Raw genomic sequence first — 24,865 nt, 5'->3', positions numbered from 1 at the left:
TTATCAGGGGCTGCTCAAACGCGGCAAGCCCTTCAAAGTCGCCATCACCGCAGTCATGCGCAAAATGCTCTGCGTCCTCAATCGCTTGATCGCCGATCCAAAATTCCAGCTTGCCAACTGACACAGTTGCTGCCTGTCGGCGAGCGTGTGGCCAGAATGCTGGCTTACGATTTGCTGCGAGTAGGCGCTGGTTAGAGGCCCCATGCCGTTGCTGTGGCGGCATGGTGGGTGGGTTTGGGAGTTGGGGGTTTTGGCGGGAGCGCCGACCGACAGACAGGAGTGTCTGTCGTACTTTTACGCAGCCCGCTTCTGCAGCTCCACCACGGCGTTGAGGATCTTCACGCGGTTCATCTCATGGACTTCCAGCTTGGTGCCGATCTCGGGGACGAGGGTGACGGTGAGTTCGCCGCCGAGGTGTTCGCGGAATTCTTCGAGGCCTTCGAGGATGGCGGGCTCTCCAGAGCGACCCGTGTTCATCAAATGGGGGGAGGAGGTGGCGAAGCCGATGCGCTCGATGAGGCTCAGCACGCGTTCGCAGGTGGCTTCATCCAGGATGCCCTGCATGCGGGAGTAGACGAGGTCCACGGCCATGCCGATGGCGACGGCCTCACCATGGGCGACGGTGAATTTGGAGATCTGCTCGAGCTTGTGCGCGGCCCAGTGGCCGAAGTCCAGCGGACGGGCGGAGCCGAGCTCAAAGGGATCGCCGCCGGTGGCGATGTGCTCCACGTGCAGCTCGGCGCTGCGCTGGATCACCTGCTCCAGGGCTTCCTGTTTGAGCGCGGCGAGATCGCCGGCCATGGCCTCGATCTGCTCAAAGAAAGCGCGATCGCGGATGAGCGCGACCTTGATGGCCTCGATGATGCCGTTGCGGCGGCCACGGGCGGGCAGCAGCTCCAGAAAGGCGAAGTCGTTCACCACGGCAAAGGGCACGGCGAAGCTGCCGACCCAGTTCTTTTTGCCAAAGTAGTTCACGCCGTTTTTCACGCCCACGCCGCCGTCTCCCTGGCTCAGCGTGGTGGTGGGAAAGCGCACATGGCGGATGCCACGATGCGCGGTGCTGGCGGCAAAGCAGACGAGGTCCAGCGCGGCGCCGCCGCCGATGACGAAGACGTAGCTGTGGCGGTCCAGCGCGGCTTCATTGATGGCGTCCCAGCAGCATTCCACGAGGCGGAAGTCGTTTTTGCAGGGCTCTCCGCCGGGAATGACGATGGGGTCGTCCACCAAGGTAAAGGTGTCCGCATGCACGTGCCCGTAGGCCATGATGTCGTCGATCAGATCGCGGTTCGCGGTGGCGACGGCTTCATCCACAAAGACGAGCACGCGGGGGAGCTTGTGCGGCTGGTCGAGGCGGAGGAGATCGCGGATGGTGTGGTTCCGGGGCGCAAAGGCTTCTCTCGTGAACAAGATGCGATGCGTGTACTCTAGCCTGATTTTTTTCTCTAACATCAAAGGGGGGCGTTTCTTTGCCTCCGACCGGGGTTGAGGTCAAAGGGAAAGGGCAAACGTCTGAGAATCGTGTTTTCTAACCTAAAGCCCTGATTTAGCAAAGGATGCAGCATGTTTTCCACCCCGGCCTGCTGCCTTCGGGCCACGAAGCCCCTCCTGTCCGGCCACCCGTGGAAATAGCCTGCTGGGGTGATTGAGAAGGACACCCCCTCGGATTCAAGCTTTCGGCGGCCATGAAAACCGCCCATTCCACTCCGCCGCACCGTCAGGACACCCCCGGGAATGGCTTCACGTGATGGACGCCGCACCGTTGTCCAGTCCATCCGTGCCCGCAGATGCAGGAGAGAAAAAAACGACCACCGCCGTGACCTTTCCGCCGCCACTTCGCTTCCTGATCCCAGCACTGCTGCTGCTGCTGGGAATGCTGGCGACCTGGCTGGACTATGAACTGGACCTGGCCAATGACCTGGCGCGCAATTTCAGTGACGTGACCACGCAGGCCGAGGCCACCGGCACCCGGCTCACCCAGCTCTCCCGGCAGCACCTGGTGCTGGGAGAGATCAAGGCCCTGAGTGAAAGCCTCACCGACTGGACGCATGAGCCCTGGCTGCGCATGGCCGCCGTGGTGGATGAAAAGGGCCTGGTGCTGGCGAGTTCCTCCGCCCAGTGGGAGGGCCTGTCCGCCACGGAAACCCCTGCGGCCACCGCCTGGCAGCGGGCCAGCCAGAGCCCCGGCAAGATCATGGAGTCCGCCACTCTGAATGACGGGGACTTCATCGTGCTGGCGGCGTTTCCCATCGAGATCCCTTCCCAGACCCGGCACTGGCTGCTGCTGGTGTATGACCGTGCCAATGCCGTGCTGCATGCGCATCAGGATGCGCGGCAGCGGGTGGAGTGGTCGGCCTCTGTGATCGCCATCCTGTGCCTCGGTCTCTGGGCCATCCTGCACTTCGGCGTGGCCACCCGGCTGGAGCGGCTGGCACGCTCTGTGCGCGAGTTTGGCGAAGGCCGGAGCATCAGCATCGACCCCGTGAAAGGTGGCGATGAAGTGTACGAGCTCTCCCAGGCGTTCCGCAAAATGACGCAGCAGCTGGCGGACCGCGAACAAGAGCGCACCGTGCTGGAGCGCGCGGTGATTGATTCCGCCGAGAACGAGCGCCGGCGCATCGGGCATGAGCTTCATGACGGCATCGGCCAGCAGCTTACCGCCGTGCTGATGGCCATCAACGGCCTGCACGATGAGCTGCAGGCCAAGGCCCCCGCCTTTGCCGAGCACGCACAGCATGCCAGCCAGAGCCTGCGTGAAGCCCTGGCCGAGATGCGGGGCCTCTCCCACGGGCTGGCCCCGGTGCCCCTGTGGGAGCAGGGGCTGGAGCATGCCCTGCAGGCGCTGGCAGACATCACCACGCGCAGCTCCGGCGTGCGGTGCGTGTTTGAGTGCCCGGATCACATCCTGGAGATCAGCGAGGCGACGGCGTGCAATCTTTACAGGATCGCCCAGGAGGCGGTGAACAACGCCCTGAAGCATGCGGATGCCGGAGAGATCCGCATCGGCCTGGAGAGCCGTGATGGATTCATTGTGCTGGAGATTGATGATGATGGCTGCGGCCTGCCGGAGACTCCTTCCAAAGGCGGCGGCATTGGCTTTCGCATCATGCAGCATCGCACAGAAATGATGGGCGGCAGGATGGAGCGCGGCGCTCCGCCCGCAGGAGGCACGCGCATCGCCGTTCACATCCCCAACACCCCATGACAACCACAGACACCCTCGAAAAAACCTGCCGCCTCGTGCTCGTGGACGATCATCCCGCCGTGATCAATGGCTATCGCTACATGCTGCAGGCCTATCCCAGCTTTGAAATCTGCGGCACGGCGGCGAATGAATCTGAAGCGCTCGCTTTGGTGGCCAAAGAAAAGCCGGACCTGCTCATCACGGATCTGAATATGCCGGGCCGTGGCGGTCTGGAGCTCATCAAAGATCTCACGGCCCTGCACCCCGGGCTGAAGATCATCGTCAGCTCCATGCATGATGAGATGCTCTGCGCCGCACGCGCCCTGCGCGCCGGCGCCAGCGGCTACGTGGGCAAGGACAGCCCCGGCAATGCGCTGATGGATGCCATTCACAAGGTGCTGGATGGCGGCGTGTATGTGAGCGAGCGCCTGGCCGCGCACCTCGCCGCGTCCTTTGCCACCCCACGTCCGCGAGGATCGAGTGAATCTCCGCTGACGAAGCTGAGCGACCGCGAGTTTCAGGTGTTCGAGCTTTTCGGCCAGGGCCAGACCGCGAAGGAAATCGCCGAGCAGTTGCACCTGAGTCCGAAGACCGTTTCAGTCCACCGGGATCACATCAAAGAAAAGATGGGCTTTGTCACGAGCGCGGAAATGATCCGGCAGGCGGTGCGCTGGGTGGAGACGCAGCGGGATGTGCTGAAGTGAGGCCGCGGCGATCCAGGCCCGAGCGCTGCGCAGGCCTTCGTAGGATGGGTGTGGCGACAGCCCGGTTTATCCTTCGAAGCACGCAGTGCGACGTGTCCTCCGTAGCTCGTAGAGCGAAGGGGGAAGAATGGACCCGTCCACCAGCGTACGGCAAGACTCTATGGCGTGCGAACGCCCTCGCAGCGCACAGCAGGCACCCCGGCGGACGAACGTCCTTGCAGCGTGCAGCAGGCGGTGGGGCGTACGAACGCCCTCGCAGTCGGGCGGTTTGGCGAAGGGGGCGATGGAAGATGCAGCGCTCCCGACGCCAAACACGGCCGACCTACGGGCGGAGTGCTGCTTGGACGTAGGACGGTCGTGGCGAAGCCCGCCCGTCTATCAGCGTCTTGCTGACACCATGGCGTACGAACGTCCTCGCAGTCGGGCGGTTTGGCGGAGGCGGCGGTGGAAGATGCAGCACTCCCGACGCCAAACACGGCCGACCTACGGGCGGAGTGCTAGGCCCGGCACCTAAACGCGGAAGGCACCAGCGCTGATACCGCAAAGGCTGCACGGCTCCATGGTGGGACGTTCAACCAATGCAGCCGGTCAAGCGCATGACGTGCTTGTGAACGGCTCAGATCACGCAGCCATGGCCATCCTCCCCACCCCGCACCACTGCCACCATGAACCCGTCTTCGTACTTCCACTCCCAAATCTGGGCTTCAGGCAGCAACCACATGCATTCGAGTTTTACGGATGTTCATCAGCACCTTGATGATACCGCGCATCTCTTCGATGAGATGATCGAAGACTCGCAGACGGCCACGGGACAAAATCCGCCGCTCCATCCAAAACTTAAAGCAAAGGTTTTGTTCCAATTCTTTGATGGCTGGCCCATGTCAGATTCGTGAGCTTCAGGCGTTCAACAACCACCCTCCGCCTGAAATGAGAAAGCCAGATCGCATCGTCATCGTGGACAGCAACCCAGCCAGCCTGGCGGCGTTTCGTGCTGAGCTGGAAACCCAGCCAGACCTCACCCTGGCGGCAGCCGTGACCTGCGCCTCCTGCTCCTTTGCCGCAGTCTCCGCGCAGAAGCCGGATCTGGTGGTCATCAGCCTGAGCCTGCCGGGGCATCGGGTCCTGGAACTCGTCAAGGATCTGCTGGTTCTGCATGCGGGCCTGAAGTTTCTCATCGTCACCAGCCACGGGGCAGAGCTGGAGACCAGCCGCGTCCTGCGCGCCGGAGCCCACGGCTGCATCCAGAGCAGCAGCAGCACCGCCGCCAAGCTGGACACCATGCGCCAGATTCTGGCCGGCCACCACAGCTTCAGCCCTCAGCCAGCCCACCGCCAGCCCGCAGCCACCGGCCTGCCCCCGCTGCACTGGGTGAATGCCACGCTGCCGCTCTAGCGCCTCCCCCGTCTACGTCGCCGCCACCCAGCGCTGCCAGAGACGCAGCAGCGGTGTGAGCACCACAAAGCCCAGCGCCAGCGGAGCCGAGACGTTTGCAATCGCGAGCGCATCCACCACGACGATGCCTGCGAGCAGCCAGCCCACGGCCTTGCCGATGGCGGGGCCGCCTTTGCGCATGGTGTGCGTGGCAAAGGCCACCAGCAGGGCAAACACGCCCAGAACTAGCACCTGCACCGGGCTGCCACCCGCAGCAGAAAACCGCATGGCGCAGACGATGGCCGGTGTGTAAAGCAGGGCGAACGCCAGCAAGGAAGCCGGCACAGGCAGAGCCTCGTTTTTGTGCTCCAGCCGCGCCGCCATGGTGATGCCGACAATGTAGCACCCGATGGCCAGCGCAAACGGCAGCACCAGCATGGGGCCCGCAGGCAGGAAGCCCGTCTCATAGCGCCATTCGGCCCCGAAGAAGGACAAGGCCCCCTTCTGGCTGGCGAATGAAAACGGTGCCACCGCAGAGGCGGCCATCAAATACAGCAGCAGACGGCAGGCCCCCATGACGATCACCGAGCCCGCCCAGCGCTTGTGATAGAGATCATAAAACACCACGGCCCCCAGCAGCAGCCCGGTGATCTGCGGATTGGCCCCATATCCCAGCGCAATGACGCCTCCCACAAAGAGCATGCTGCAGCTCACCGCCCAGGCGGCGCGCGCACTCACCTGCCCGCTGGGAATCGGCCGCTCCTTGCGGTGCTCACGGTCGAAGTCCGCATCGGCCGCATCATTCAAAATCATGCCGCCTGTGTAGATCAGCGAAGCCGCCAGCAGCAGCCACGCCAGACGTGGATCCAAGAGCGCGCCTCCAGCGAGCAGCCACGCTGCAATGACGTTGGTCCACGCAGTCGGGAGATTGGAAATACGGGCGAGATGAAGCCAGGGGCGCATGCGCGCAGTGTCGAAACCCACAGAGCAAAGTCGAACAGTTATTTCAACATGCTGCGCACAAACGGCAGCATGGAGGAATACAGCGTGCTGCCGTGAAAGCGGGACAGCAGTTCACTCACGAGCTCGGCATCGCTGTCCACATCGGCGGGCAGCAGGTCTTCCCGCGTGTGCTCTCCGCAGGTGGCGCTGACGCGCACAAAGCAGGAGTCGCAGTCACGCCGCACTTCGCCACGCACGCCCTCCCCTTCCAGAACAAGGTCCTGCAGGGCGGGGCCGCTGGCTTTTTCAATCAGCTCCACGCTCAGGGAAGCGCGCAGCCGCTGGTTGATCCATGCAGCGAGCAGCAGCGCGGTGGTGCGCTGTCCTTTGAGATGAGTGATGCGGATGGACTGAAGCTTGGAGAGGTGGTGGCAGGCGGTGGCGTCCTGAAAGCAGGCAGCCAGGGCGGTGCGCATGAAGTGCGAGCGCGTCCACGCGAGATCGCGCACATCAAAGTCACAGCTCTCGGCGTTCATGGCGGCCAGCAGCGCATCAAACTGCTTTGCGGGATCTTCCCAGCGCGCGCTGTCGATGATCAGGGTGTCGATGCGGCTGTAGAGCCGCTCCTCAAAGTTCTTGGACAGATCCGCCTGCCACCAGACGACGAGCGGCAGATCGGAGTCGAGGTGCGCGAAGACGATGTTCTGCACCTGCGCGGCGTTTCCGCCTTCCAGCACAAAGCTGATCTGCTCGCTGCACACGATCTGCTTGCCCTGGTAGGGACGGCACAGCGCCTGAATCCACGCCCGTGCGCGCGGCGGCTGGGCTTCGGGCAGCGCGAGGATGAGCAGCGCCCGGCAGGCATGCTGCGCGGCCACGTGGTCGAGCAGTTCGTTGTCAGCCACCAGCTGGCAGCCATCTTCAGTGTAGATCGCCAGATTGATGAGCGAGGCACGCGTCTTGGCCTCGTCCCCTTCCCACAGCTGCTTCAGCGCACGGTCAATGCGCCCGATGGGCGTTTCGAGACCAAGGCGGTCGAGGTCGGAGTCGTTGAGAGTGGTGGGAGGCATGATGGTGTTCCTCCAGATTAAAGCAGCCTCCACTCACGCCCATCCGCACGCAGCAGGTCATCGGCCTCCTTCGGCCCCCAGCTTCCCGCCGGGTATTCGTGCATGGTCGGCGGTGTGTCTGATTTGTGCCAGGCGTTCTCGATTTCATCGATGAACCTCCAGGCGCTCTCGACTTCATCGCGGCGGGCGAACAAGGTGGCGTCACCGGCCATGGCATCGAGCAGCAGACGCTCGTAGGCCTCGGGGCTGGCTTTGCCAAAACTGGAGGAGTAGCGGAAGTCCATCTTCACCTGCTGGATGCTCATGGCCTGTCCCGGCTGCTTGCAGAGAATGCGCAGCGCGATGCCTTCGTCCGGCTGAATGCGGATGACGAGGGTGTTCTCGCTGTTCTTGAGCATCGTGGAGGTGGCAAAGGGCACCTGCGGCGGCTTCTTGAAATGAATGCTGATCTCCGTGGCCTTCTTCGGCAGCTGCTTGCCCACACGGATGTAGAACGGCACGCCCTGCCAGCGCCAGGTGTCGATCATGAGGCGCAGCGCCACATAGGGCTCGGTCTGGGACTCAGGATTCACGCGGTCCTCCTGCCGGTAGCCCACACGCGGCGTGCCATCCACGCTGCCTGCGGTGTATTGGGCGCGGATCACGTTTTTGCCCACGGCCTCAGGCCCGACGAGCGGACGCAGGGCGCGGATGACCTTCACCTTTTCATCACGCACACTGTCCGCGCTGAGATCGGTCGGCGGCTCCATGGCCACGAGGGAGACCAGCTGCAGCAGATGGTTCTGCACCATGTCACGCAGCGCACCGGCGGTGTCATAGTAGCCTCCACGGCCGCCTTCCATGCCGAGGTTTTCCGCGCAGGTGATCTGCACGTGGTCGATGTAGCGGCTGTTCCAGTTGGGCTCAAAAATGGAGTTGGCAAAGCGCAGCACCATGATGTTCTGCGCGGTTTCCTTGCCCAGATAATGGTCGATGCGGTAGGTGTCCTTTTCCGCAAAGGTGGCGGCGACCACCGAGTTCAGGCCCTGCGCTGTGGCGAGGTCTTTGCCAAAGGGCTTCTCACACACCACGCGCGCCCATTTGCCCTTCGCCCCCTGGTTCAGCCCGGCGGCCCGGATCATCTCCAGGATGGGCTTGAAGGCCTCCGGCGCGGAGGCCAGGTAAAAGAGGCGGTTGGCAGGCGTGCCACGCTCTGCATCAAACTGGTCGAGCAGCTTCGCCAGAGACTTGTAGCCTTCGAGGTCTTCGAATTCGCTGCGGTGGTAGTGAATGCACTGGGAGAAGCTCTGCCAGAGCTCGTCATTGTGGCCCTGGCGGCTGTTCTTGCGGTTCCCCTCTTCCAGCTCCTTGCGGAAGACCTCGTCCGTTTTGTCACGCCGGGCGAAACCCACCACTTTGAACTGCGGGGGCAGATCGCCCGCAGCGGCGATGTTGTAGATGGCGGGAATCAGCTTGCGGTGAGTGAGGTCACCGGTGGCACCAAAGATGACCACGGAGCAGGGTTCCGCGCGGTGGCGGGAGAGCAGAGTCTCTTGAAAGGGATTTTCCAGTTCGGACATGGCTTTAAAGCAAGGACTACGCCACAAACACGGCGCAGGACTGCCAGACTAACCCGCCGCCCTCTGATGGCAACCAACGATGCCGCCGCAGCAGGCCCGGGTCGATGAAATGACTTCATGGATGCCATGAATTCGCTTGGAGTCATCATGTGGGGGTACCCCGCTAAAATTAGGCATCTCTTTCGCTGATTTTCTCTATGCTCTCTGAGTTTCAAAGGTTTGACAGCACGGCTCATCCGTTGACAGTCACAGGGCAATGAGCAAACCGGCACCTGAGCCAGACATTCCAATTCCGGAAGACGTAAAAAAAGACAAGGGCTTGTGGGAAAAAACCCGCAAAAGCCTGATCGAGCGTCTGAACAATTGGGAAGATCAGAAGACCTGGAACGAGTTTTACCAGACCTACTGGCGCCTCATTTTCAGCGTCGGCACCAAGGCGGGCCTCACCCGTGAAGAAGCCTTTGATGTGGTGCAGGAGACGATCATTGCCATCGCCCGCCAGGTGCAGAAGGGCCAGTACGATCCGCGTGCAGGCTCCTTCAAGGCCTGGCTTTTGCAGATGACACGCTGGCGTATTCTCGACGTGTTTCGCGCCCGCAAGCGCCAGCCCTCCCTGGCCGACCAGGGCAATGCGGACACCGAGGACACCAGCGGTCAGGTCATCGACCGCCTCTCCCAGGACAAGGACAACCTGCTGGAAAACATCTGGGACCGCGAGTGGCGTGACAACATCACCGCCGCCGCGCTGGAACGTGTCAAAGCCAAGGTTTCCCCCCGGCAGTTTCAAATTTTCGACTGCTACGTCATGAAGGGCTGGGGGGTGAAGAAGACCTCTGAAGCCCTCGGAATCAATGCCGCACAGGTCTATCTGGCCAAGCACCGCGTCGGTGCATTGGTGAAGAAAGAAGTGCAGGGGCTTGAGAATACGATGCTTTAGTGGGAGACTTCCAGGCGCTGGTTTTGGACAGTCCATTCAGCCACCCTCCTTCCACGCCAGCTTCATGAGTGATCCAGCAGACCTGCCCGCCGATCATACGCCTCCTCCGGAGAGCGAGGATGAAGCCGCCGCCTTGCCTGTCCTGGATGAGGCCGCACTCGAGGCAGATTCCTTCGAGATGAGCCTGCCCGCTCCGCCCATCGCGGTGCCGACGGCCCATGAAAAAGTGAAGAGCCGTGACAAAAACGGCCCGCCCTCCCACCGGGATGACATCGTCATTCCCGACTACACGCTGCTCAAGCGCATCGGCTCCGGGGCCTATGGTGAAGTGTGGCTGGCCCAGAGTGTGACGGGCGCGCTGCGTGCGGTGAAGATCGTCTGGCGTGAGGATTTTGAACTCACCCGCACCTTCCACCGCGAGTTTCAGGGCATCCAGCAGTTCGAGCCCATCTCGCGCGGCCATCCCTGCCTCGTGCACATCCTGCACGTCGGCTGGAATGAAAAACGCGGCTTTTACTACTGCGTGATGGAGCTGGCGGACGATGCCGAAAACGGCGCGAACATCAACGACGTGAAGACCTACGTGCCCCGCACGCTGACCACGGACATGAAGCGCCACGGCCGGCTGGACCCCTTCTTCTGCCGGGATGCTGGCGTGTACATGGCCGATGCCCTGCACTACATGCACAACCACGGGCTCACGCACCGTGACATCAAGCCCTCCAACATCATCTTCGTCGGCGGCGTGTGCAAACTGGCGGACATCGGCCTCGTCGCCGCCTTTGGGGAGCGCACCTTCGTCGGCACCGAAGGCTTCGTGCCCCCGGAAGGCCCCGGCACGCCGCAGGCGGACATCTACAGCCTGGGCAAGGTGCTCTATGAGATGAGCAGCGGCAAAGACCGCATGGAATTCCCCGAAGTGCCGGACAATCTCTCCGACGAGGAGTGGCCCTTCTGGCTCGACCTCAACCGCGTCATCTGCCAGGCCTGTGAAGCAGACCTGACCCGGCGCTTTGCCAATGCCTCAGATTTTGCCGAATCCTTGCAGCTTGTCGGCGGCATCAAACCGGAGAGCTTTGTCCGCCGCTTCAGCCGTGCGGCCATCATCACCACCCTGGCCTCCTTCCTCGTGGCGAGCGGCCTTGTCATGGCAAAGCACCAGCGTGAATGGAGCTATGAAATCCCGCTGCCGGTGAAACCGCTGCCGGTGCTGCCAGCGCGCCCGCAGACACCCACGCCGGGCAAACCGTGGCAGAACCGGCTCAAGCAGTGGTTCACTTACAAGCAAGATCGTCACGTCGCGGACCTGCCGCTCGGCGCGGATCTGTTCCGCGATTTTCTCCTCGAGATCAATCGTGCCGCCGAATATGAAGCGGCCAACATCACGCTTCCCGACAAGAGCATCCTGCCCGCCGCCGTGATACCTGCGGCGGATGCAGACGCTTTCTGCGCCTGGATGACCGCCGGAGACCGCCGGAGCGGACGCCTGGACCCTGATCACGAATACGCCTGGCGCGCGGCCACCATCCCCCAGACACCCGGCGCCTCAAAACCCAAGCCCGGACACAGCGCGATCCGCTGTGAAATCGTGGGCGTGAAGTTCGGCAGCCTGAACATCGCCAGCACGCCTGCAGGCGCGGAAGTTTTCGACGGAGAGCGCCTCATGGGCCGCACCCCCCTCCCTCTGCCCAAGGTGCGCGCAGACAGCTTCAACTACGAAATCATTCTGCCCGGTTACAAGCCCGAGCAGGCCGCCGGAAAGCTCAAGGAAGGCCAGAGCATCAGCTTCAACCTGCGTCTGAAAGCCACCGGCTCGGTGGTGTTTGGCAAGCCGTGGCAGAACAGCCTCGGCATCAAGTTTGTGCCTCTTGGCAAGGCCATGCTGGCCACCACGGAAACACGCCTCAAAGACTTCAACGAATTCGCCAAAGCCACCAATCAACCCCCGGTGGATGGCCGCGTGCTGGACGCCGGGCCGGATCTGCCCGTCAGCATGGTCAACCGTTCTGAGGCCGAGCAGTTCTGCCGCTGGCTGACGGATCGGGAGCGCGCGCAGGGCTTGCTCGAACCCGATCAGGAATACCGCCTGCCCAGCGATGATGAATGGAGCATGGCCGCCTATCTCTCGCGTGAAATCGGCAGCAATCCCTCCGAACGCAGCCTGCGCATCGAAGGCATCTACCCCTGGGGCTTCATCTGGCCGCCCCCCGTCAAATCCGGCAACTTCCTCGACAAAAGCGCTGACAAGACCGGCAAACTCGCCATCCCCAAATACGACGACGGCTTTGCCGGGCCCGCCCCCGTGGGCTCCTTCCGGGCGGATGGCCGGGGGCTGCATGACCTTTCCGGCAACCTCTGGGAATGGGTCTCTGATTCGTGGAACACCATGCCCGATCAGGGCGTCCTGCGCGGCGGAGCCTACACCACTTCAGAACGCCAGGAACTGCTCGCCTCCTTCCGCCGGCATGCCACCGCCACAGACCGCCATCCCGACGCCGGCTTCCGCCTGCTGCTCTGGAACATCGGCCAGCTGGCGCGTGAGGATGAAGATTGAGCCACAACTTTTGTGGGAATAAGCAATCTTCGCCTCTCCTCCCACGTATCAGCAAGCCCAACGCCATGAAACTCCGCCTCGCTCTTCTTTCCGCCCTTGCCGCCGCCTTCTGCATTGCCCAGGCCGAGGACAAACCCAAAACCGACTCCAAAACCATGCCCAAGCCCGAGATCGTGAAGTCTGAAACCGACTGGCAAAAAATGCTCACCCCCGAGCAGTTCCAAGTGACCCGCATGCGCGGCACCGAACGCCCCAATGGCGCGGCCTATGAAGAATTCGAGAAGCAGGGCGAAGGCACCTACTACTGCGTCTGCTGTGGCGCGGAGCTCTTCACCTCCAAGGAAAAATTCCACTCCGGCTGCGGCTGGCCTTCCTTCTACGACTCCTCCAAGGCCAAAGGCGTCTTTGAAAAAGTGGACAACAGCCACGGCATGCACCGAATCGAAACCGTGTGCAAACGCTGTGACGCCCACCTCGGCCACGTCTTCGAAGGCGAAGGCTTTAAAACCCCCACCGACCGCCGCTTCTGCATCAACGGCGTCGCCTTGAAATTCGTCCCCAAAGGCGGCCAAGCCCCCAAGCTCCTCGAAGTCAGCTCCGCCGCCGTGCAGACCAAGAAAGATGAAGTCGCCAAAGAAGGCGGCGTGGAGAAGAAGTAAGCGAGCATGCGCCGCGCCTCTCGTAGGACGGTCGTGGCGAAGCCCGCCCGTCCATCAGCGTACGGCAAGCCCCTCTGGTAGACGAACGTGCCAGTGGCTTCAGGGAGGGCAGCGTACGGCTGGCTCCATGGCCTACGAACACCCTGACAGTCGGGCGGTTTGGCGAAGAGCGTGGTGAAGCATCGCATGGCACCACGCGCCAAACACGGCCGACCTACGAACAAAGCCCTGGCCTCACATCTTCCCCGTCTTCACAAAGTCGATGATCTTCTGGTCATCGTCCCCTGCCGCCCAGGTCACGCGTAAAAAATCAGCGGGGTGCAGCCTGTGCTGCTCAAAGAATGCACGGTCCCCGCCGCAGCCGTACATCGTGTCCGGGTCCATCTCTCCACGCAGTTTGGCGCGTGCCTTCACGATCAAACGTGGCAGCCACGGAATGCCGTCCACCGCCGCCGGCTTGGGAGGAAGCGCGCTCGGCGGCACCGTTTTTCCGGTGCGCTCGCTCTTCTGCACCACGCGGAAGTAATCCCTGCGCACCGCAGCCACCAGCAGGCTTGTCTCCAGGGTGGGGCCTTCCGCTCCATACCGGCAGTGATCATCGACGAAGTCGAAGAACTCCTGGGGCGTGTAGCCGATGCCGTCCAAAAACGTCTTGTCCGCCTCCGTGAACCAGCTCACCGCACGGGTGTCTCCCCCAAGGTGCAGTTTGGAGCAGCGCTCGAAGAGTTCGCGGAAAGATGTGTCCCAGGTTAAATCGCTCATAAGAATAGGCTACGCATAACGAAGGTCTTCTGAGCGTCAAATATTCGCGCAACCAATCCGCACCTCCCGCGGTTTACATTGCGCATGACCCTCGCTAGCATGGCCGCCACACTGCCAGCCTACCTCATGCCCGAACCGGAACGGAACGCCCTCCCCCATTCACCGCCGGCAGCCGCCGACGATGCCGGGGAGTCTTCCGACCAGGAAAGCGTTCGTCTCATGCTCCGCGTCAAGGAGGGCGATGTGAAGGCCTTCGAGCGCCTCGTGGAAATGCACCAGAACGCCGTCGTCGGCACCTGCGCCCGCATGCTCAACAACATCGACGACGCCCACGACATTGCGCAGCAGGTCTTCATCCGCGTCTGGCGCAGCGCCCCGCGCTATGAAGTCACCGCCAAGTTCACCACCTGGCTCTTCACCATCACCCGCAACCTCGTCTTCAACGAAACCCGCCGCCGCTCCCGCCGCAAGGAGGTCAGCATCGAACAGGAGAACGAGGACGATCCGCCGAAGTACTTTGCCGATCACAGCACTCCTGGGGCCGATCACATCACCCAGCAGACCGAGCTGGAGCAGGCCCTGGACAAGGCCATCGCCGCCCTGCCGGAAAAGCAGCGCATCGCCGTGATCATGCGCCGCCACCAGGACCTGCCATACGAGGACATCTGCGCCGTCTTGAAAATGTCCCTCCCGGCGGTGAAGAGCCTGCTGTTTCGCGCACGCACGGAACTGCGGAAACACCTTGCGGCGTATCTGGGTGAGGACGTGGAGTAAGCGCATCGGTCACTTCTAAAATCAGCAATCGATTGCTCATCAATCGTCAATCGCGCATGACCATCGTCCCAGACGCCGGAGGATTGACGATTGTCGAACAATCGATTTTTGATTTTAGAGGTTCCAAGCCGTAGAGCGCCCGAACCACACGTCATGAAAGCCCAAGCCAACATCCTTGAAGATCGTCTCGTAGATTTCGCAGTTCGCATCATCACCGTCGTGGAGGCACTGCCCGACACAAAGGCAGGAAAACACATCGCGGGACAGTTGGTACGTTCGGGAACATCCCCAGCCCCCAACTACGGCGAGGCACAAAGCGCCGAATCCCGGGCCGATTTCCTCCACAAGATGAAAATTTGCCTCAAAGAACTTCGGGAAACCCTCATCTGGCTCAAGGTTGTCCAGCGCAAGCCCCTCTGCTCCAAATCACGCCTTGCTCCCATCCTCGCCGAATGCGACGAACTCATCAGCATCTTCGTCAAAAGCGTTCAGACCGCCGAACGCAGCAAAGGCTCCTCCATCTGAAGCTCATACTTCTAAAATCAAAAATCGATTGCTCGACAATCGTCAATCCTCCGGCCTGAAGCCATTGAGAATTGAAGAGCCATCGATCTTTGATGCTTGAAGTCCCCCCCTGCCTCCGGCGTATTCTCCGCTCCACCGCATGAAACTCTTCCTGCTCGCTCTTCTCGCCCCAACGCTGCTCTTCGCCGCGCCAAAGCCGCTCTTTCAGTCCAAGCTCATCTCCACCGCCACGCCGAACCACAGCGTCGAAATCAACGTCCCACTCTCAGGCGCGAAGGAACTCTTCCTCGTCGTCACCGATGGCGGCAATGGCTTCGCCGCCGACTGGGCGGACTGGGCCGAGCCACGCCTCATCCTCGCCGATGGCAGTGAGAAAAAACTGACCGAGATCGAATGGAAATCCGCCCAGAGCGGCTGGGGCAATGTGCGCGTGAATGCGAGTGCGGGTGGCACCGAGCTCCGCAGCGCGGGCAAATCCATCGAATACGGCATCGGCACGCATGCGAACAGCGTCATCGCCTTCAATCTCCCCGCTGGCACGAAACGTTTCAAAGCCCGGGGCGCACTCGATGAAGGCGGCACCAAGCAGGGCGGCGACAGCGTGGAGTTCCGCGTCTACACCGAAAACCCCGGCCCCATCGTCGCCACCGACAACGCCTCTCACGATCCTGAAACCGCCGTCGCTTCCCTCGATGTGCATCCCGAGCTCAAGGTGCAGCTCTTTGCCAGCGAGCCCATGATGGCCAGCCCCTCCAGCATCGACATCGATGCACGCGGCCGTGTGTGGGTCTGCGAGGTGGTGAACTACCGCAAGCACCTCGGCGAGCGTGCCAAAGGCGACCGCATTCTCATTCTCGAAGACACCGACGGCGATGCCAAGGCGGACAAATCCACCGTCTTCCATCAGGGCCACGATGTGGACAGCGCCCACGGCATCTGCATCCTCGGCAACAAAGCCCTCATCTCCTGCGGCGACGACGTCTTCTGGCTCATCGACGACAACGGAGACGACAAGGCTGATCGCAAGGAACTCATGTTCACCAAGATCGGCGGCGCACAGCACGACCACGGCATCCACGCCTTCCACTTCGGCCCCGATGGCCGCCTCTACTTCAACTTTGGCAACGCCGGCAAGCAGCTCTGCGACAAAGACGGCAAGCTCATCACCGACATCCACGGCGTGAAATGCACCAACCAGAACAACCGTCCCTACCAGCAGGGCATGGTCTTCCGCTGCGAACTCGACGGCAGCAACGTCGAGCTGCTCGCCTGGAACTTCCGCAACAACTGGGAAGTCGCTGTCGATAGCTTCGGCACGATGTGGCAGTCCGACAACGACGACGACGGCAACAAGGGCGTGCGCATCAACTACGTCATGGAGTTCGGCAACTACGGCTACTCCGACGAAATGACCGGCGCCGGCTGGCAGACCCCGCGCATCGGCTGGGAGAGCGAGATCCCCCTGCGCCACTGGCACCAGAACGATCCCGGCGTCATCCCCAACATGCTGCAAACCGGTGCCGGCAGCCCCACCGGCATGCAGGTCTATGAAGGCGATCTCCTCCCCAGCATCTTCCACGGCCAGCCCATCCACTGCGACGCCGGCCCCAACGTGGTGCGCGCTTACATCACCCAGCCCGACGGCGCAGGCTACAAGGCCGAGATCGTCAACATCATCGAAGGCACCAAAGACCGCTGGTTCCGCCCCAGCGATGTGGCCGTCGCGCCCGATGGCTCATTGATTGTGGCTGATTGGTACGACCCCGGTGTCGGCGGACATGGCATGGGCGATGTGACGCGCGGGAGGTTGTTCCGTGTGACGACGCCAACGAGTTTGAAGTTTCAGATTCCAAGTTTCAAGCTGGACACTGTAGAAGGAGCCGTGGCCGCATTGAAGTCACCGAATGAAGATCAGCGCTATCTTGCATGGCAAAAGCTTCATGAGAAACCAGGCTTTGGTCCATCGTCCAGCCTGTCTAAAATTTACCGGGATAATACCGAACAACCAGCACACCGCGCGAAAGCTTTCTGGTTACAAGCCAGCCTCTTCGCCAAGGACAGTGAAATCACCACCTCGCGAACCTTGCCAGAGCCCCATGAGTTGTTTTTAAAGCAACTCCAACAGATGCTCCATGATAGCGATCCCAACCTCCGCATCACCGCCATCCGCGCCGCCCGCATGCTCTGGCAGCAGAAGCAGCCGGAGAAGCTGCGTAAGTTCATCGCCAAAGTCGTGGAAGACAAGGACGCCGCCGTGCGCCGCGAGGCAGCGATTGCGCTGAGGTTTGATCAAAGCGCAGATGCTCGCACACTTTGGGCACGCATTGCCTCCTACTGCACCAGTTCTGATCGCTGGATTGTCGAGGCGCTTGGACTCAGTAATGAAGGACAGGAAGAGTCCCGGCTTGCCTTGATAGGCGATGCTGTAAAACAAGAGGATGATGCGCTCACAGCAGAACTCCTCTTGCGGTATCGTGACCGCGGAATTCCCGGCATCATCGCAGAACAGCTTGTGAGCAGCAAAGAGCCTCAGTCCCAGTATTTCCACAAACAACCTCAACGCTGCCTCCGCGCCCTCCAGCTCCTCTCCTACAAGCACCCCAAGGAAGTCTCCGCCGCCGCCCTCACCATCTTCCTCAAAGCCGACGCAGACACCGCCCTCGCCGCCACCGCGCTTCTTGATCGCAACACCATCGCCTCCAATCCCGAGGCCAAGGCGCGTCTCGATTCTCTGCTCAAGCCCGTCATCGGCAAAGCGGAGTTTGTCTCTCTCGTGGAGCGGCTCAACCTCACCGGCTTCGAAAAAGAACTGCTGGATTTCATCATCGCCAATCCGAATGCGCCGGAGTCGGTGAATGCCGCACGCCTCATCGCCGCCAATCGCGATGGCGCGCTGCGTTTCCTCAAGACCGCCGATGCCGCCTCCGCCAAAGCCCTCGTCGCCGCACTCGGTCGTGTCAGTGACCGCGCTTCCGTCGCCGTCCTCAATCAAGCTTTCTGGCCCGAGAAACGCGCAGACGTCCGCCACGTCATCATCGACGCCCTCGCCCTCAGCGGCGAAGGCGGGCGCGCCATCCTCAAGTGGCAGAGCGAAGGCAAACTGCCCGCCGAATTCAAAGACCAGTCCGCCCTCGCCCTCAGCCGCAACACCGATGCCGGACTGCGCAGTGAGGCCGCCACAGCGCTCCCCCTCCCCGCTGCGCAAGGTTTGGAAAACTTCCCCAAGCTGCCCGAACTCGTGAAGCTCAAGGGCGATGCTGCCAAAGGTCCGCAGATGTTCATGCAGGCCGGTTGCGTGGCCTGCCACCGCGTCAAAGGCCAGTACATCGACTTCGGCCCCGATCTCTCACAGATCGGCGCCAAGCTCTCAGCCGAGGGCCTTTTCACCGCCATCCTCTACCCCAGCGCCGCCATCGAGCACAGCTTCGTCGGCCAGACCATTACGACGAAGGAAGGCCAGACCCTCACCGGCTATCCCATCAGCGACACCGACACCGAACTCACCCTCCGCATCGCCGGCGGAGCGTCCACCCCCGTCAAGAAATCCAGCATCACCAAGAAGGAAGAACTCAAACTCTCCCTCATGCCCCCCGGCCTCGCCGGAGCCATCGACCCCCAGGGCCTGGCTGATCTCGTGGCGTGGCTGCAGACGCTCCGGTAGAAAGATCCCTCCTTGCACGCCGCAGCTTCGCCCATATTCTTCTTCCATGACGATCACCCTCACAGCCCCTGCTGAAGCACTGCTGCGTGAACAAATTGTCCAAGGCAGCTTCGAAAACATCGATGCAGCCGTTGAAGCTGCCGTGCAGACCACCTTTGGACACCGTGCTTCCAAAGCACTCGAGTCCCTGCTCGACGAGGCGCTTGATCACCCGGGGCGTCGTGTTCCCCTGGCGGAATTGCGTGCTCGTCACGCATGAAGGCCGTCTCCTTCAACCCAGTCGCCATCACCGACCTCGACGAGATCATCAGCCATCTCTCGGAGGACAATCCCGATGCGGCGGCCAATGTCCGCACGGCCATCTTTGAAACAGCCCATATCCTCGGGTCACATCCGGGTCTCGGGATTCGTCCCCGTTTCAGCGCGCCGCGTTTCGCCGGCATCCGTTTCATTCCCACAAGCAACTATCCCAATTACCTGGTTTTCTATCGCGAAGGCACAGAGGAAATCGAAATCCTGCGCATTCTTCACGGCGCACGAAACCTCCCGCCTCTTTTCGAATAGAGCGCTTCAACCATGCGCCGTTGACCTGAAACTTTTCCATTCCCCCGGCGTTTCAGCCACACCATGCGCCTGCTCCTTCCCGTCCTCCTCGCCATCGCCCTGCCGCTGCACGCCCAGAAGGCCGGCAAGAACAAGCCTTTGATCAAGCTGACCGCTATCGAAGTCGCGACCAAGGACATCGTCTATAAAACCACGCCGCAGGGCGAGCTGAAGCTGCATGTATTCTCGCCCAAGGGAGAAGTGCAGGCCGCGGTGCTCCGCCCCTGCGCGGTGTTCTTCTTTGGCGGCGGTTGGAAGAGCGGCTCCTACCTCCAGTTCGTGCCGCAGGCGGAATACCTCGCCAGTCGTGGCATCATCGCCATCAGCGCCGACTACCGCATCCTCAACGTCCACAAGACCACGCCGGACAAAGCGGTGGAAGATGCCAAGAGCGCCATCCGCTGGGTGCGTGGCCACGCCACCGAGCTTGGCATCGATCCCACCAAGATCATCGCAGGTGGCGGCTCGGCGGGCGGACACCTCGCGGCCTGCACGGCACTGACTTCAGCTTATGACGCCGAGTCAGACGACAAATCCATCTCCGCCAAACCGAACGCCATGGTGCTCTTCAATCCGGCCATGAACATCGCCACGCTCTTCAAGCAGCGCGCCACCGGCGAAGGCCCCATGACGCTGGAAATGGCGGAGGCCATCACGCCCAACAACTTCGTCACCAAGGACACCCCGCCCGCCATTCTCTTCTTCGGCACCGCCGACAAGCTCAAAGCCGGTGGCGATGAGTATGTCGCCAAAGCCAAGTCGCTCGGCCTCCGTGCGGAGATGTGGTCTGCAGCGGACATGCCGCACGGCTTCTTCAACAAGGAACCCTGGATGCAAGTCACGGCGAAAAAGATGGACGAGTTCCTCACCTCCCTCGGCTACCTCGGGGGCGCACCCACGATCAAGCTGCCGGAGAACGCGCCCTCATTGAAGCACGAGAACTGATTGAAAAAAGCGGCGCGAGCGGCGTTTCTTCCCCGCATGCTTACCGAATCCTCCCGCGCCGCCGATTTCCCCAGCCTCAAAGGCATTCATTACCTCAACACCGCCGCCGAGAGCATCCCGCCGCTCTGCGTGAATGAGGCCGTGGCAGAGTACATGTACCACAAATCGCTCGGCATGCGCGGGCGCGATTTCCACTTCCCGCGTGTGGAAGACTGCCGCGAGATCACTGCACGCCACCTCGGCCTCAGCACCGATGAAGTCTCCTTCTGCTCCTGCAGCTCCGAGGCCTACAACCTCCTCGCCAACGCGCTGCAGCTCACACCCAAGGACGAAGTCATCGTCACCGATCTCGACTTCCCCGCCGGAGCCACCCCCTGGATCACCGCGCCGGAGGCTTCACGCCCCGTCACACGCCTCTGGAAAAATCGTGAAGGTGCCCTGGACCTCACCGATCTCGCCGCGCTGCTCAATGAGCGCACCGCGCTCGTGCAGGTCAGCCTCGTGAGTTTCTACAACGGCCACCGCATCCCCTTCGCTCCGCTGCGCGACATCATCCGCAAGCTCGCGCCGCAGGCCGTCATCGCCGTGGATGTCACGCAGGCGCTGGGCCGCGTCGCGCTTGATTGCCAGGACGCCGACATCATGATTTCCAGCACGCACAAATGGACCCTCGGCATCCATGGCGGGGGCGTCATCGGCATTCCGAAAAAATCCGCCGCACGCCTCACCACCACTGCCGGTGGCTGGTATCACATCGCGAACGCCTTCGATGCCGACCGCTTTGAAAGCGCCCGCATCAAGCCTGGCGCGCTCAGCTTCTCCGTCGGCATGCCCAGCTTTGCCGCTTTGTATGCCTTGAATGCTTCGCTGCGTTACCTCGAAGCCGTGGGCATGGACAAGATCATCGCGCATGCCGATCCGCTCGTCGCCCGTGTGCATGCCGGATTGAAGGAGCTGGGCCTCACCGCGCTCAGCGCCGCACAGCCCGGCTGCTCCAGCGGCATCGTCGCCTTCAAGCACGACAACACCGCCGCCATCAATGAGGCTCTGCTCGCGCAAAACATCCACGTCATGCATCAGGTGGGCCGCATCCGCATCGCCGTGCATGGCTACACCACTGCGGAGGACATCGAGAAGCTGCTGGCCACGCTGCGCAGCGTGATGTGAGGCAGGCTCCGTGGAGCGCGGACTTCAGTCCGCAGCAGGTCGCAAGCACACCGAGGGTGTTAAACGCCCCTGGATGCCGCAAACACGCTGACCCTCGGTGTCATGTGCGATGACTCGTCATTAAGAACCCAGCGCTTTGGCGGAGTGCTGCGGACTAAAGTCCGCGCTCCCAGGCGCTGGGCGCACTGCACAGAGCCTTTTTTTCACGCGCCGTCACTCCACCCCTTGCCCTGAGAGTCAGCAAGCCTATCCTCCGCGATCTTGGACTGGGAATCGCCAAAACTCCTTCTGCTCATCCTGCCCGCAGTCGCTCTGCTGCTGTGGATCGAATCGCGCTCATCGCATCCCATGACGGGATTGCGCAAGCGCCTGCTGCTGGTCACCCGCGCCATCGGCGTCATGCTTGCCATCGCTGCGCTCGCCGGACCAGCCCGTGTGACGCAGACAGGGCGCAAGGCGCTCGGCATCATCGTCGATGCCAGCCAGAGCATGGGCGAGGAAGGCTTGAAAAAATCCCTCGCTGAAGCCGCCCGTGTTCGCTCGGGTCTCGGCAGCGGGATTGACTCGTTCATCGTGCAGCTCGGCTCCCAGCCCGAGCTCCTGCCCGCAGGCAGCACACCCGCCATGCAGGCCGCATGGCAAAAGGAACACGGCGGAGACAGCCACTATGCCGCCGCCGTCGAATACGCGGAGGCTTTGTTCCCTCCCGGTGCCAGCCGCAACATCCTCATCATTGGCGACGGCCATGAAACACGCGGCAGCCTGCTGGATGCCGCACGCGAAGCCGCCGTCTCCGGCATCAAACTGCACGCGCTGCCCGTGGCGGGCCCGAATCGCCCGGATGCACGCATGCTGTCGCTCACGCCCAATCGCACACGGTTGTTTGAGGGAGCCAGTCTGAGTTTAAAGGCGGCCTTTGAAAGCACCATCGCAGGCACCGGCACCCTGAAGCTCTACGAAAACGGCATCGAGGTGGAAAAACGCCCCGTCACGCTCAAGCCCGGCGCCACGCAGGAGATCGTCTTCAATCGCACGCCGTCCACACGCAACACCTTCCAATACCGCGCGGTGCTGGAAGGGATCGCTGGCGACACGCTGCCGGGCAATGACAGCGCCCTCGCCATCGTGGATGTGCGCGGACGGCTGCGGCTCCTCTACATCGAATCCGACGCCGCCGAAGGCCGCTACCTGATGCAGGCGATGGAGAAGGAAGGCATCGAACTGGACATGCGCCAGCCCGGCAATCTCGCCATCACCTTTGAAATGCTCGGCGGCTACGACGGCGTCATCCTCTCCGACGTTCCAGCGCACCAGCTCGGCGAGCCGCTCATGAATGCGCTGCGCGATTACGTCGATAAACTCGGCGGCGGTTTGATCATGCTCGGCGGCCCGGGTTCCTTCGGCGTCGGTGGGTACTATCGCAGCCCCATTGAGGAAGTGCTGCCCGTGCGGCTCAAGGCACCCGACGAGGAGGAAAAGCAAAGCGCCGCCGTCGCCATCGTGCTGGACCGTTCCGGCTCCATGGCCGGTGAAAAACTCGAGATGGCCAAGAGCGCCGCCATCGCCACGGCTGAAGTGCTGGGGCACAACGACTCGCTCGGTGTGTGGGCCTTTGATTCGGAGGCGCACGTCGTCGCCCCCATGACGCGCCTGACTTCCACCAATGCGGTGTCAGGTCAGATCGCCGCCATCGCCTCCGGTGGCGGCACCAATCTGCTGCCTGCCTTTCAGCTCGGGCGCGAGGCACTCTTGCGCACGAAGGCCCGCGTGAAGCACATGATCATCCTCACCGATGGCCAGACCGCAGGCTCCGGCTACGAACAGCTCGCCACGCAGTGCCGCAACGAAGGCCTCACCATCTCCACCGTCGCCATCGGCGAAGGCTCGCACGTCGCGCTGCTGCAGGCCATCGCCTCCAGCGGCGGCGGGCAGTCCTATTCCACCATGGATGCCAGCAGCATCACGCGCATCTTCACGCAGGACACTCTCATGCACACCGGCCGCATGATTCGTGAGGAGCCCTTCATGCCGGAGCTGAAGGAAAAAGATCCCATCCTCGCCGGGTTTGAAAAGTGGGATTCGCCCGAGCTTCTCGGCTACGTGAAAACCACCCGCCGCACTTCGGCGCAGGTGCCGCTCGTCACCGAGACCGGAGATCCCCTGCTCGCCCACTGGCGCTTCGGCCTCGGCAAGGCCACGGCCTTCACCTCCGATGCGAAAAGCCGCTGGGCCTCGCTGTGGATCGCGCGCTGGAGCGGCTATGGCCGTTTCTGGTCCCAGGTGCTGCGTGAAACCGCCCGCGCTCCACAGGGCCGCCTCATGGATCTCTCCGCGCGCATGGAAGGCGATGACGCACGCATCAGCGTCGATCTCCTTGCCGACGCCGGCACCCGCGCCAACAACGCCACCGTCTCCGCCGAGGTCTTTCACGTCGCTGCAGACGCCCTGGGTGCGCCGCTGAAAGCCGTGCAAAAGCTGACGCTGCGGCAGGATGCCCCCGGCACCTATGTCACAGACTTCAAACCCACGCAGGCCGGCGTGTATCTCATCCGCGCCCAGTTCGGTGCCGAGATGGTCACCACCGGCCTCATCCACAATCCCTCCACCGAAGCCAGCCTTGGCACCGTGAACGAAGAACTGCTGAAGGAGGCCGTGCGCATCACCGGCGGTGATTACCTCACCGACGCCAAACGCCTGCCCAATCTGGAGACCACCAAGGCCGTGCAGTATGAAGAACTCTGGCCCACCCTGCTGCTCTCCCTGCTGACGATCTTCCTCATCGACACCGCCATCCGCCGCTGGGAGCACGTGGTGGGTTTGTGGCAGTTGGTACCGATGCGCAAGGCGGCGTGAGTAACGAAGTTTATTCGTAGGTTGGGCGTGTTTGGCGCACTGCGCTTTTTCAACACCCGCAGACTGCTTCGACAAACTGCCCGACTCTGGGAAAGGCACCGAATTATAGACGTTTCCACACGCTGACAGACGGGCGGGCTGTCGCCACACCCATCCTACGACCAGGCGGGCGGCATGCTGCATTTCATACCAGGACTACGAAGGCCAGCATGCTCAATGCCCGAGTCACAGCAACGGCTCCACCCGCTCCTGAATCAACTTCACCAGCTCCTTATCCATGAACCGGTAATCATCCGAAATATCCAGCACCTCGATCCGCAGCTCTTGCACAAGTCCCGGAAACTGCTCACGCAGTCTCTGCTTGTGCGCATGCTCCATCACCAGCACCAGATCTGCCCAGCGCAGCAGCCTTTCCGAAACACGACACCGTGCCGCAGGACTAACCCCCGCACTGCGCACCTCCACACGCGGATCGTTTTGATACACCTTCTCCGCCGTCGGGCTGCGCCATTGGTTGCGGGAGCAGAGGAAGAGAAGGTTCATGGTCAGGAAAAGTGATGCGGGCACTCCTGCCCGCAATCCGAATCACCCATCGCTC

The 24,865-nt window shown here is 62.1% G+C and carries 19 protein-coding genes and 1 pseudogene; 14 read left to right on the top strand and 6 right to left on the bottom strand.

The window, feature by feature from the left end:
* Window positions 1–294 precede the first annotated feature (294 nt).
* Window positions 295–1,455 (bottom strand): annotated as a pseudogene (locus ACILSL_RS19160) (3-dehydroquinate synthase); the annotation flags it as partial.
* Window positions 1,456–1,774: 319 nt separating this feature from the next.
* On the opposite strand from ACILSL_RS19160, the gene ACILSL_RS19155 reads away from it, so the two are divergent.
* The 3 genes from ACILSL_RS19155 (at window position 1,775) to ACILSL_RS19145 (ending at window position 5,277) form a co-directional block, all read left to right on the top strand.
* Window positions 1,775–3,202, top strand: a complete 1,428-nt coding sequence (locus tag ACILSL_RS19155; RefSeq protein ID WP_395733668.1) for an ATP-binding protein — start codon at window positions 1,775–1,777, stop codon at window positions 3,200–3,202.
* The gene (locus tag ACILSL_RS19150) at window positions 3,199–3,885 is read left to right on the top strand and encodes a response regulator (protein WP_395733667.1); all 687 of its coding nucleotides are present in this window, start codon (window positions 3,199–3,201) and stop codon (window positions 3,883–3,885) included. Before ACILSL_RS19155 ends, ACILSL_RS19150 begins: the two co-directional genes overlap by 4 nt.
* Before the next feature lie 927 nt (window positions 3,886–4,812).
* Window positions 4,813–5,277, top strand: coding sequence for a response regulator transcription factor (locus tag ACILSL_RS19145; protein ID WP_395733666.1), 465 nt, complete (start codon window positions 4,813–4,815; stop codon window positions 5,275–5,277).
* A gap of 12 nt (window positions 5,278–5,289) precedes the next feature.
* Here the strand turns inward: ACILSL_RS19145 and ACILSL_RS19140 are convergent, their stop codons facing one another.
* Genes ACILSL_RS19140 through zwf form a run of 3 tightly spaced genes read right to left on the bottom strand, consistent with a single transcriptional unit; the run spans window position 5,290 to window position 8,827 of the window.
* A complete protein-coding gene (locus ACILSL_RS19140; protein ID WP_395733665.1) occupies window positions 5,290–6,219 on the bottom strand; it encodes a UbiA family prenyltransferase in 930 nt (309 codons plus the stop codon).
* 38 nt (window positions 6,220–6,257) lie between these two features.
* Entirely contained in the window at window positions 6,258–7,268 is a 1,011-nt protein-coding gene (locus ACILSL_RS19135; protein ID WP_395733664.1) for a glucose-6-phosphate dehydrogenase assembly protein OpcA, read from the bottom strand.
* 17 nt (window positions 7,269–7,285) lie between these two features.
* Window positions 7,286–8,827, bottom strand: a complete 1,542-nt coding sequence (gene zwf / locus ACILSL_RS19130; RefSeq protein ID WP_395733663.1) for a glucose-6-phosphate dehydrogenase — start codon at window positions 8,825–8,827, stop codon at window positions 7,286–7,288.
* A gap of 319 nt (window positions 8,828–9,146) precedes the next feature.
* Here zwf and ACILSL_RS19125 point away from each other — a divergent pair, with 319 nt between their 5' ends.
* From ACILSL_RS19125 to msrB, 3 genes are all read left to right on the top strand, one after another.
* Window positions 9,147–9,764, top strand: a complete 618-nt coding sequence (locus tag ACILSL_RS19125) for an RNA polymerase sigma factor (RefSeq protein WP_395733662.1) — start codon at window positions 9,147–9,149, stop codon at window positions 9,762–9,764.
* 64 nt (window positions 9,765–9,828) lie between these two features.
* Complete coding sequence (locus tag ACILSL_RS19120; protein ID WP_395733661.1) at window positions 9,829–12,318, top strand: protein kinase domain-containing protein; 2,490 nt, start codon at window positions 9,829–9,831, stop codon at window positions 12,316–12,318.
* A 65-nt stretch (window positions 12,319–12,383) separates the two neighbouring features.
* Window positions 12,384–12,977 carry a peptide-methionine (R)-S-oxide reductase MsrB gene (gene msrB, locus ACILSL_RS19115; protein ID WP_395733660.1) on the top strand — a complete coding sequence of 198 codons (594 nt, stop codon included), beginning with the start codon at window positions 12,384–12,386 and terminating at the stop codon, window positions 12,975–12,977.
* A gap of 234 nt (window positions 12,978–13,211) precedes the next feature.
* Here msrB and ACILSL_RS19110 read toward each other — a convergent pair whose 3' ends face one another.
* Window positions 13,212–13,739, bottom strand: coding sequence for a DUF5069 domain-containing protein (locus tag ACILSL_RS19110; protein WP_395733659.1), 528 nt, complete (start codon window positions 13,737–13,739; stop codon window positions 13,212–13,214).
* An 84-nt stretch (window positions 13,740–13,823) separates the two neighbouring features.
* On the opposite strand from ACILSL_RS19110, the gene ACILSL_RS19105 reads away from it, so the two are divergent.
* The 8 genes from ACILSL_RS19105 to ACILSL_RS19070 all read left to right on the top strand — a co-directional run bounded on the left by ACILSL_RS19105 (window position 13,824) and on the right by ACILSL_RS19070 (window position 24,267).
* The gene (locus ACILSL_RS19105) at window positions 13,824–14,513 is read left to right on the top strand and encodes an RNA polymerase sigma factor (protein WP_395733658.1); all 690 of its coding nucleotides are present in this window, start codon (window positions 13,824–13,826) and stop codon (window positions 14,511–14,513) included.
* Between the two features lie 153 nt (window positions 14,514–14,666).
* Window positions 14,667–15,038 carry a four helix bundle protein gene (locus ACILSL_RS19100; RefSeq protein ID WP_395733657.1) on the top strand — a complete coding sequence of 124 codons (372 nt, stop codon included), beginning with the start codon at window positions 14,667–14,669 and terminating at the stop codon, window positions 15,036–15,038.
* A 139-nt stretch (window positions 15,039–15,177) separates the two neighbouring features.
* Entirely contained in the window at window positions 15,178–18,699 is a 3,522-nt protein-coding gene (locus ACILSL_RS19095; RefSeq protein WP_395733656.1) for a PVC-type heme-binding CxxCH protein, read from the top strand.
* Window positions 18,700–18,745: 46 nt separating this feature from the next.
* On the top strand, window positions 18,746–18,958 hold the full coding sequence (locus ACILSL_RS19090; protein WP_395733655.1) for a hypothetical protein: 213 nt from the start codon (window positions 18,746–18,748) through the stop codon (window positions 18,956–18,958).
* Entirely contained in the window at window positions 18,955–19,263 is a 309-nt protein-coding gene (locus tag ACILSL_RS19085) for a type II toxin-antitoxin system RelE/ParE family toxin (protein WP_395733654.1), read from the top strand. Before ACILSL_RS19090 ends, ACILSL_RS19085 begins: the two co-directional genes overlap by 4 nt.
* A 63-nt stretch (window positions 19,264–19,326) precedes the next feature.
* Window positions 19,327–20,247: an alpha/beta hydrolase gene (locus ACILSL_RS19080; protein WP_395733653.1), complete on the top strand. Its 921-nt coding sequence runs from the start codon at window positions 19,327–19,329 to the stop codon at window positions 20,245–20,247.
* 36 nt (window positions 20,248–20,283) lie between these two features.
* Window positions 20,284–21,414: an aminotransferase class V-fold PLP-dependent enzyme gene (locus ACILSL_RS19075; protein ID WP_395733652.1), complete on the top strand. Its 1,131-nt coding sequence runs from the start codon at window positions 20,284–20,286 to the stop codon at window positions 21,412–21,414.
* Between the two features lie 261 nt (window positions 21,415–21,675).
* Complete coding sequence (locus tag ACILSL_RS19070) at window positions 21,676–24,267, top strand: VWA domain-containing protein (protein ID WP_395733651.1); 2,592 nt, start codon at window positions 21,676–21,678, stop codon at window positions 24,265–24,267.
* Window positions 24,268–24,492: 225 nt separating this feature from the next.
* Here the strand turns inward: ACILSL_RS19070 and ACILSL_RS19065 are convergent, their stop codons facing one another.
* Window positions 24,493–24,810: a low molecular weight protein tyrosine phosphatase family protein gene (locus ACILSL_RS19065; RefSeq protein ID WP_395733650.1), complete on the bottom strand. Its 318-nt coding sequence runs from the start codon at window positions 24,808–24,810 to the stop codon at window positions 24,493–24,495.
* Between the last annotated feature and the right edge of the window lie 55 nt (window positions 24,811–24,865).

It is taken from the genome of Prosthecobacter sp., from assembly GCF_044222345.1.
In the GTDB taxonomy this organism is placed as follows: Bacteria; Verrucomicrobiota; Verrucomicrobiia; order Verrucomicrobiales; family Verrucomicrobiaceae; genus Prosthecobacter.
The sequence above is the reverse complement of the archived record's forward strand: the minus strand, read 5'-3'. Positions and strand labels throughout refer to the sequence as shown.

Excerpts from the sequence above, each read along its gene's own strand:
- ACILSL_RS19080 (WP_395733653.1), top strand. The coding sequence starts at position 19,327 with ATGCGCCTGCTCCTTCCCGTCCTCCTCGCCATCGCCCTGCCGCTGCAC.
- ACILSL_RS19095 (WP_395733656.1), top strand. The coding sequence starts at position 15,178 with ATGAAACTCTTCCTGCTCGCTCTTCTCGCCCCAACGCTGCTCTTCGCC.
- msrB (WP_395733660.1), top strand. The coding sequence starts at position 12,384 with ATGAAACTCCGCCTCGCTCTTCTTTCCGCCCTTGCCGCCGCCTTCTGC.
- zwf (WP_395733663.1), bottom strand. The coding sequence starts at position 8,827 with ATGTCCGAACTGGAAAATCCCTTTCAAGAGACTCTGCTCTCCCGCCAC.
- ACILSL_RS19150 (WP_395733667.1), top strand. The coding sequence starts at position 3,199 with ATGACAACCACAGACACCCTCGAAAAAACCTGCCGCCTCGTGCTCGTG.
- ACILSL_RS19100 (WP_395733657.1), top strand. The coding sequence starts at position 14,667 with ATGAAAGCCCAAGCCAACATCCTTGAAGATCGTCTCGTAGATTTCGCA.
- ACILSL_RS19105 (WP_395733658.1), top strand. The coding sequence starts at position 13,824 with ATGACCCTCGCTAGCATGGCCGCCACACTGCCAGCCTACCTCATGCCC.
- ACILSL_RS19075 (WP_395733652.1), top strand. The coding sequence starts at position 20,284 with ATGCTTACCGAATCCTCCCGCGCCGCCGATTTCCCCAGCCTCAAAGGC.
- ACILSL_RS19090 (WP_395733655.1), top strand. The coding sequence starts at position 18,746 with ATGACGATCACCCTCACAGCCCCTGCTGAAGCACTGCTGCGTGAACAA.
- ACILSL_RS19085 (WP_395733654.1), top strand. The coding sequence starts at position 18,955 with ATGAAGGCCGTCTCCTTCAACCCAGTCGCCATCACCGACCTCGACGAG.
- ACILSL_RS19140 (WP_395733665.1), bottom strand. The coding sequence starts at position 6,219 with ATGCGCCCCTGGCTTCATCTCGCCCGTATTTCCAATCTCCCGACTGCG.
- ACILSL_RS19135 (WP_395733664.1), bottom strand. The coding sequence starts at position 7,268 with ATGCCTCCCACCACTCTCAACGACTCCGACCTCGACCGCCTTGGTCTC.
- ACILSL_RS19120 (WP_395733661.1), top strand. The coding sequence starts at position 9,829 with ATGAGTGATCCAGCAGACCTGCCCGCCGATCATACGCCTCCTCCGGAG.
- ACILSL_RS19065 (WP_395733650.1), bottom strand. The coding sequence starts at position 24,810 with ATGAACCTTCTCTTCCTCTGCTCCCGCAACCAATGGCGCAGCCCGACG.
- ACILSL_RS19145 (WP_395733666.1), top strand. The coding sequence starts at position 4,813 with ATGAGAAAGCCAGATCGCATCGTCATCGTGGACAGCAACCCAGCCAGC.
- ACILSL_RS19110 (WP_395733659.1), bottom strand. The coding sequence starts at position 13,739 with ATGAGCGATTTAACCTGGGACACATCTTTCCGCGAACTCTTCGAGCGC.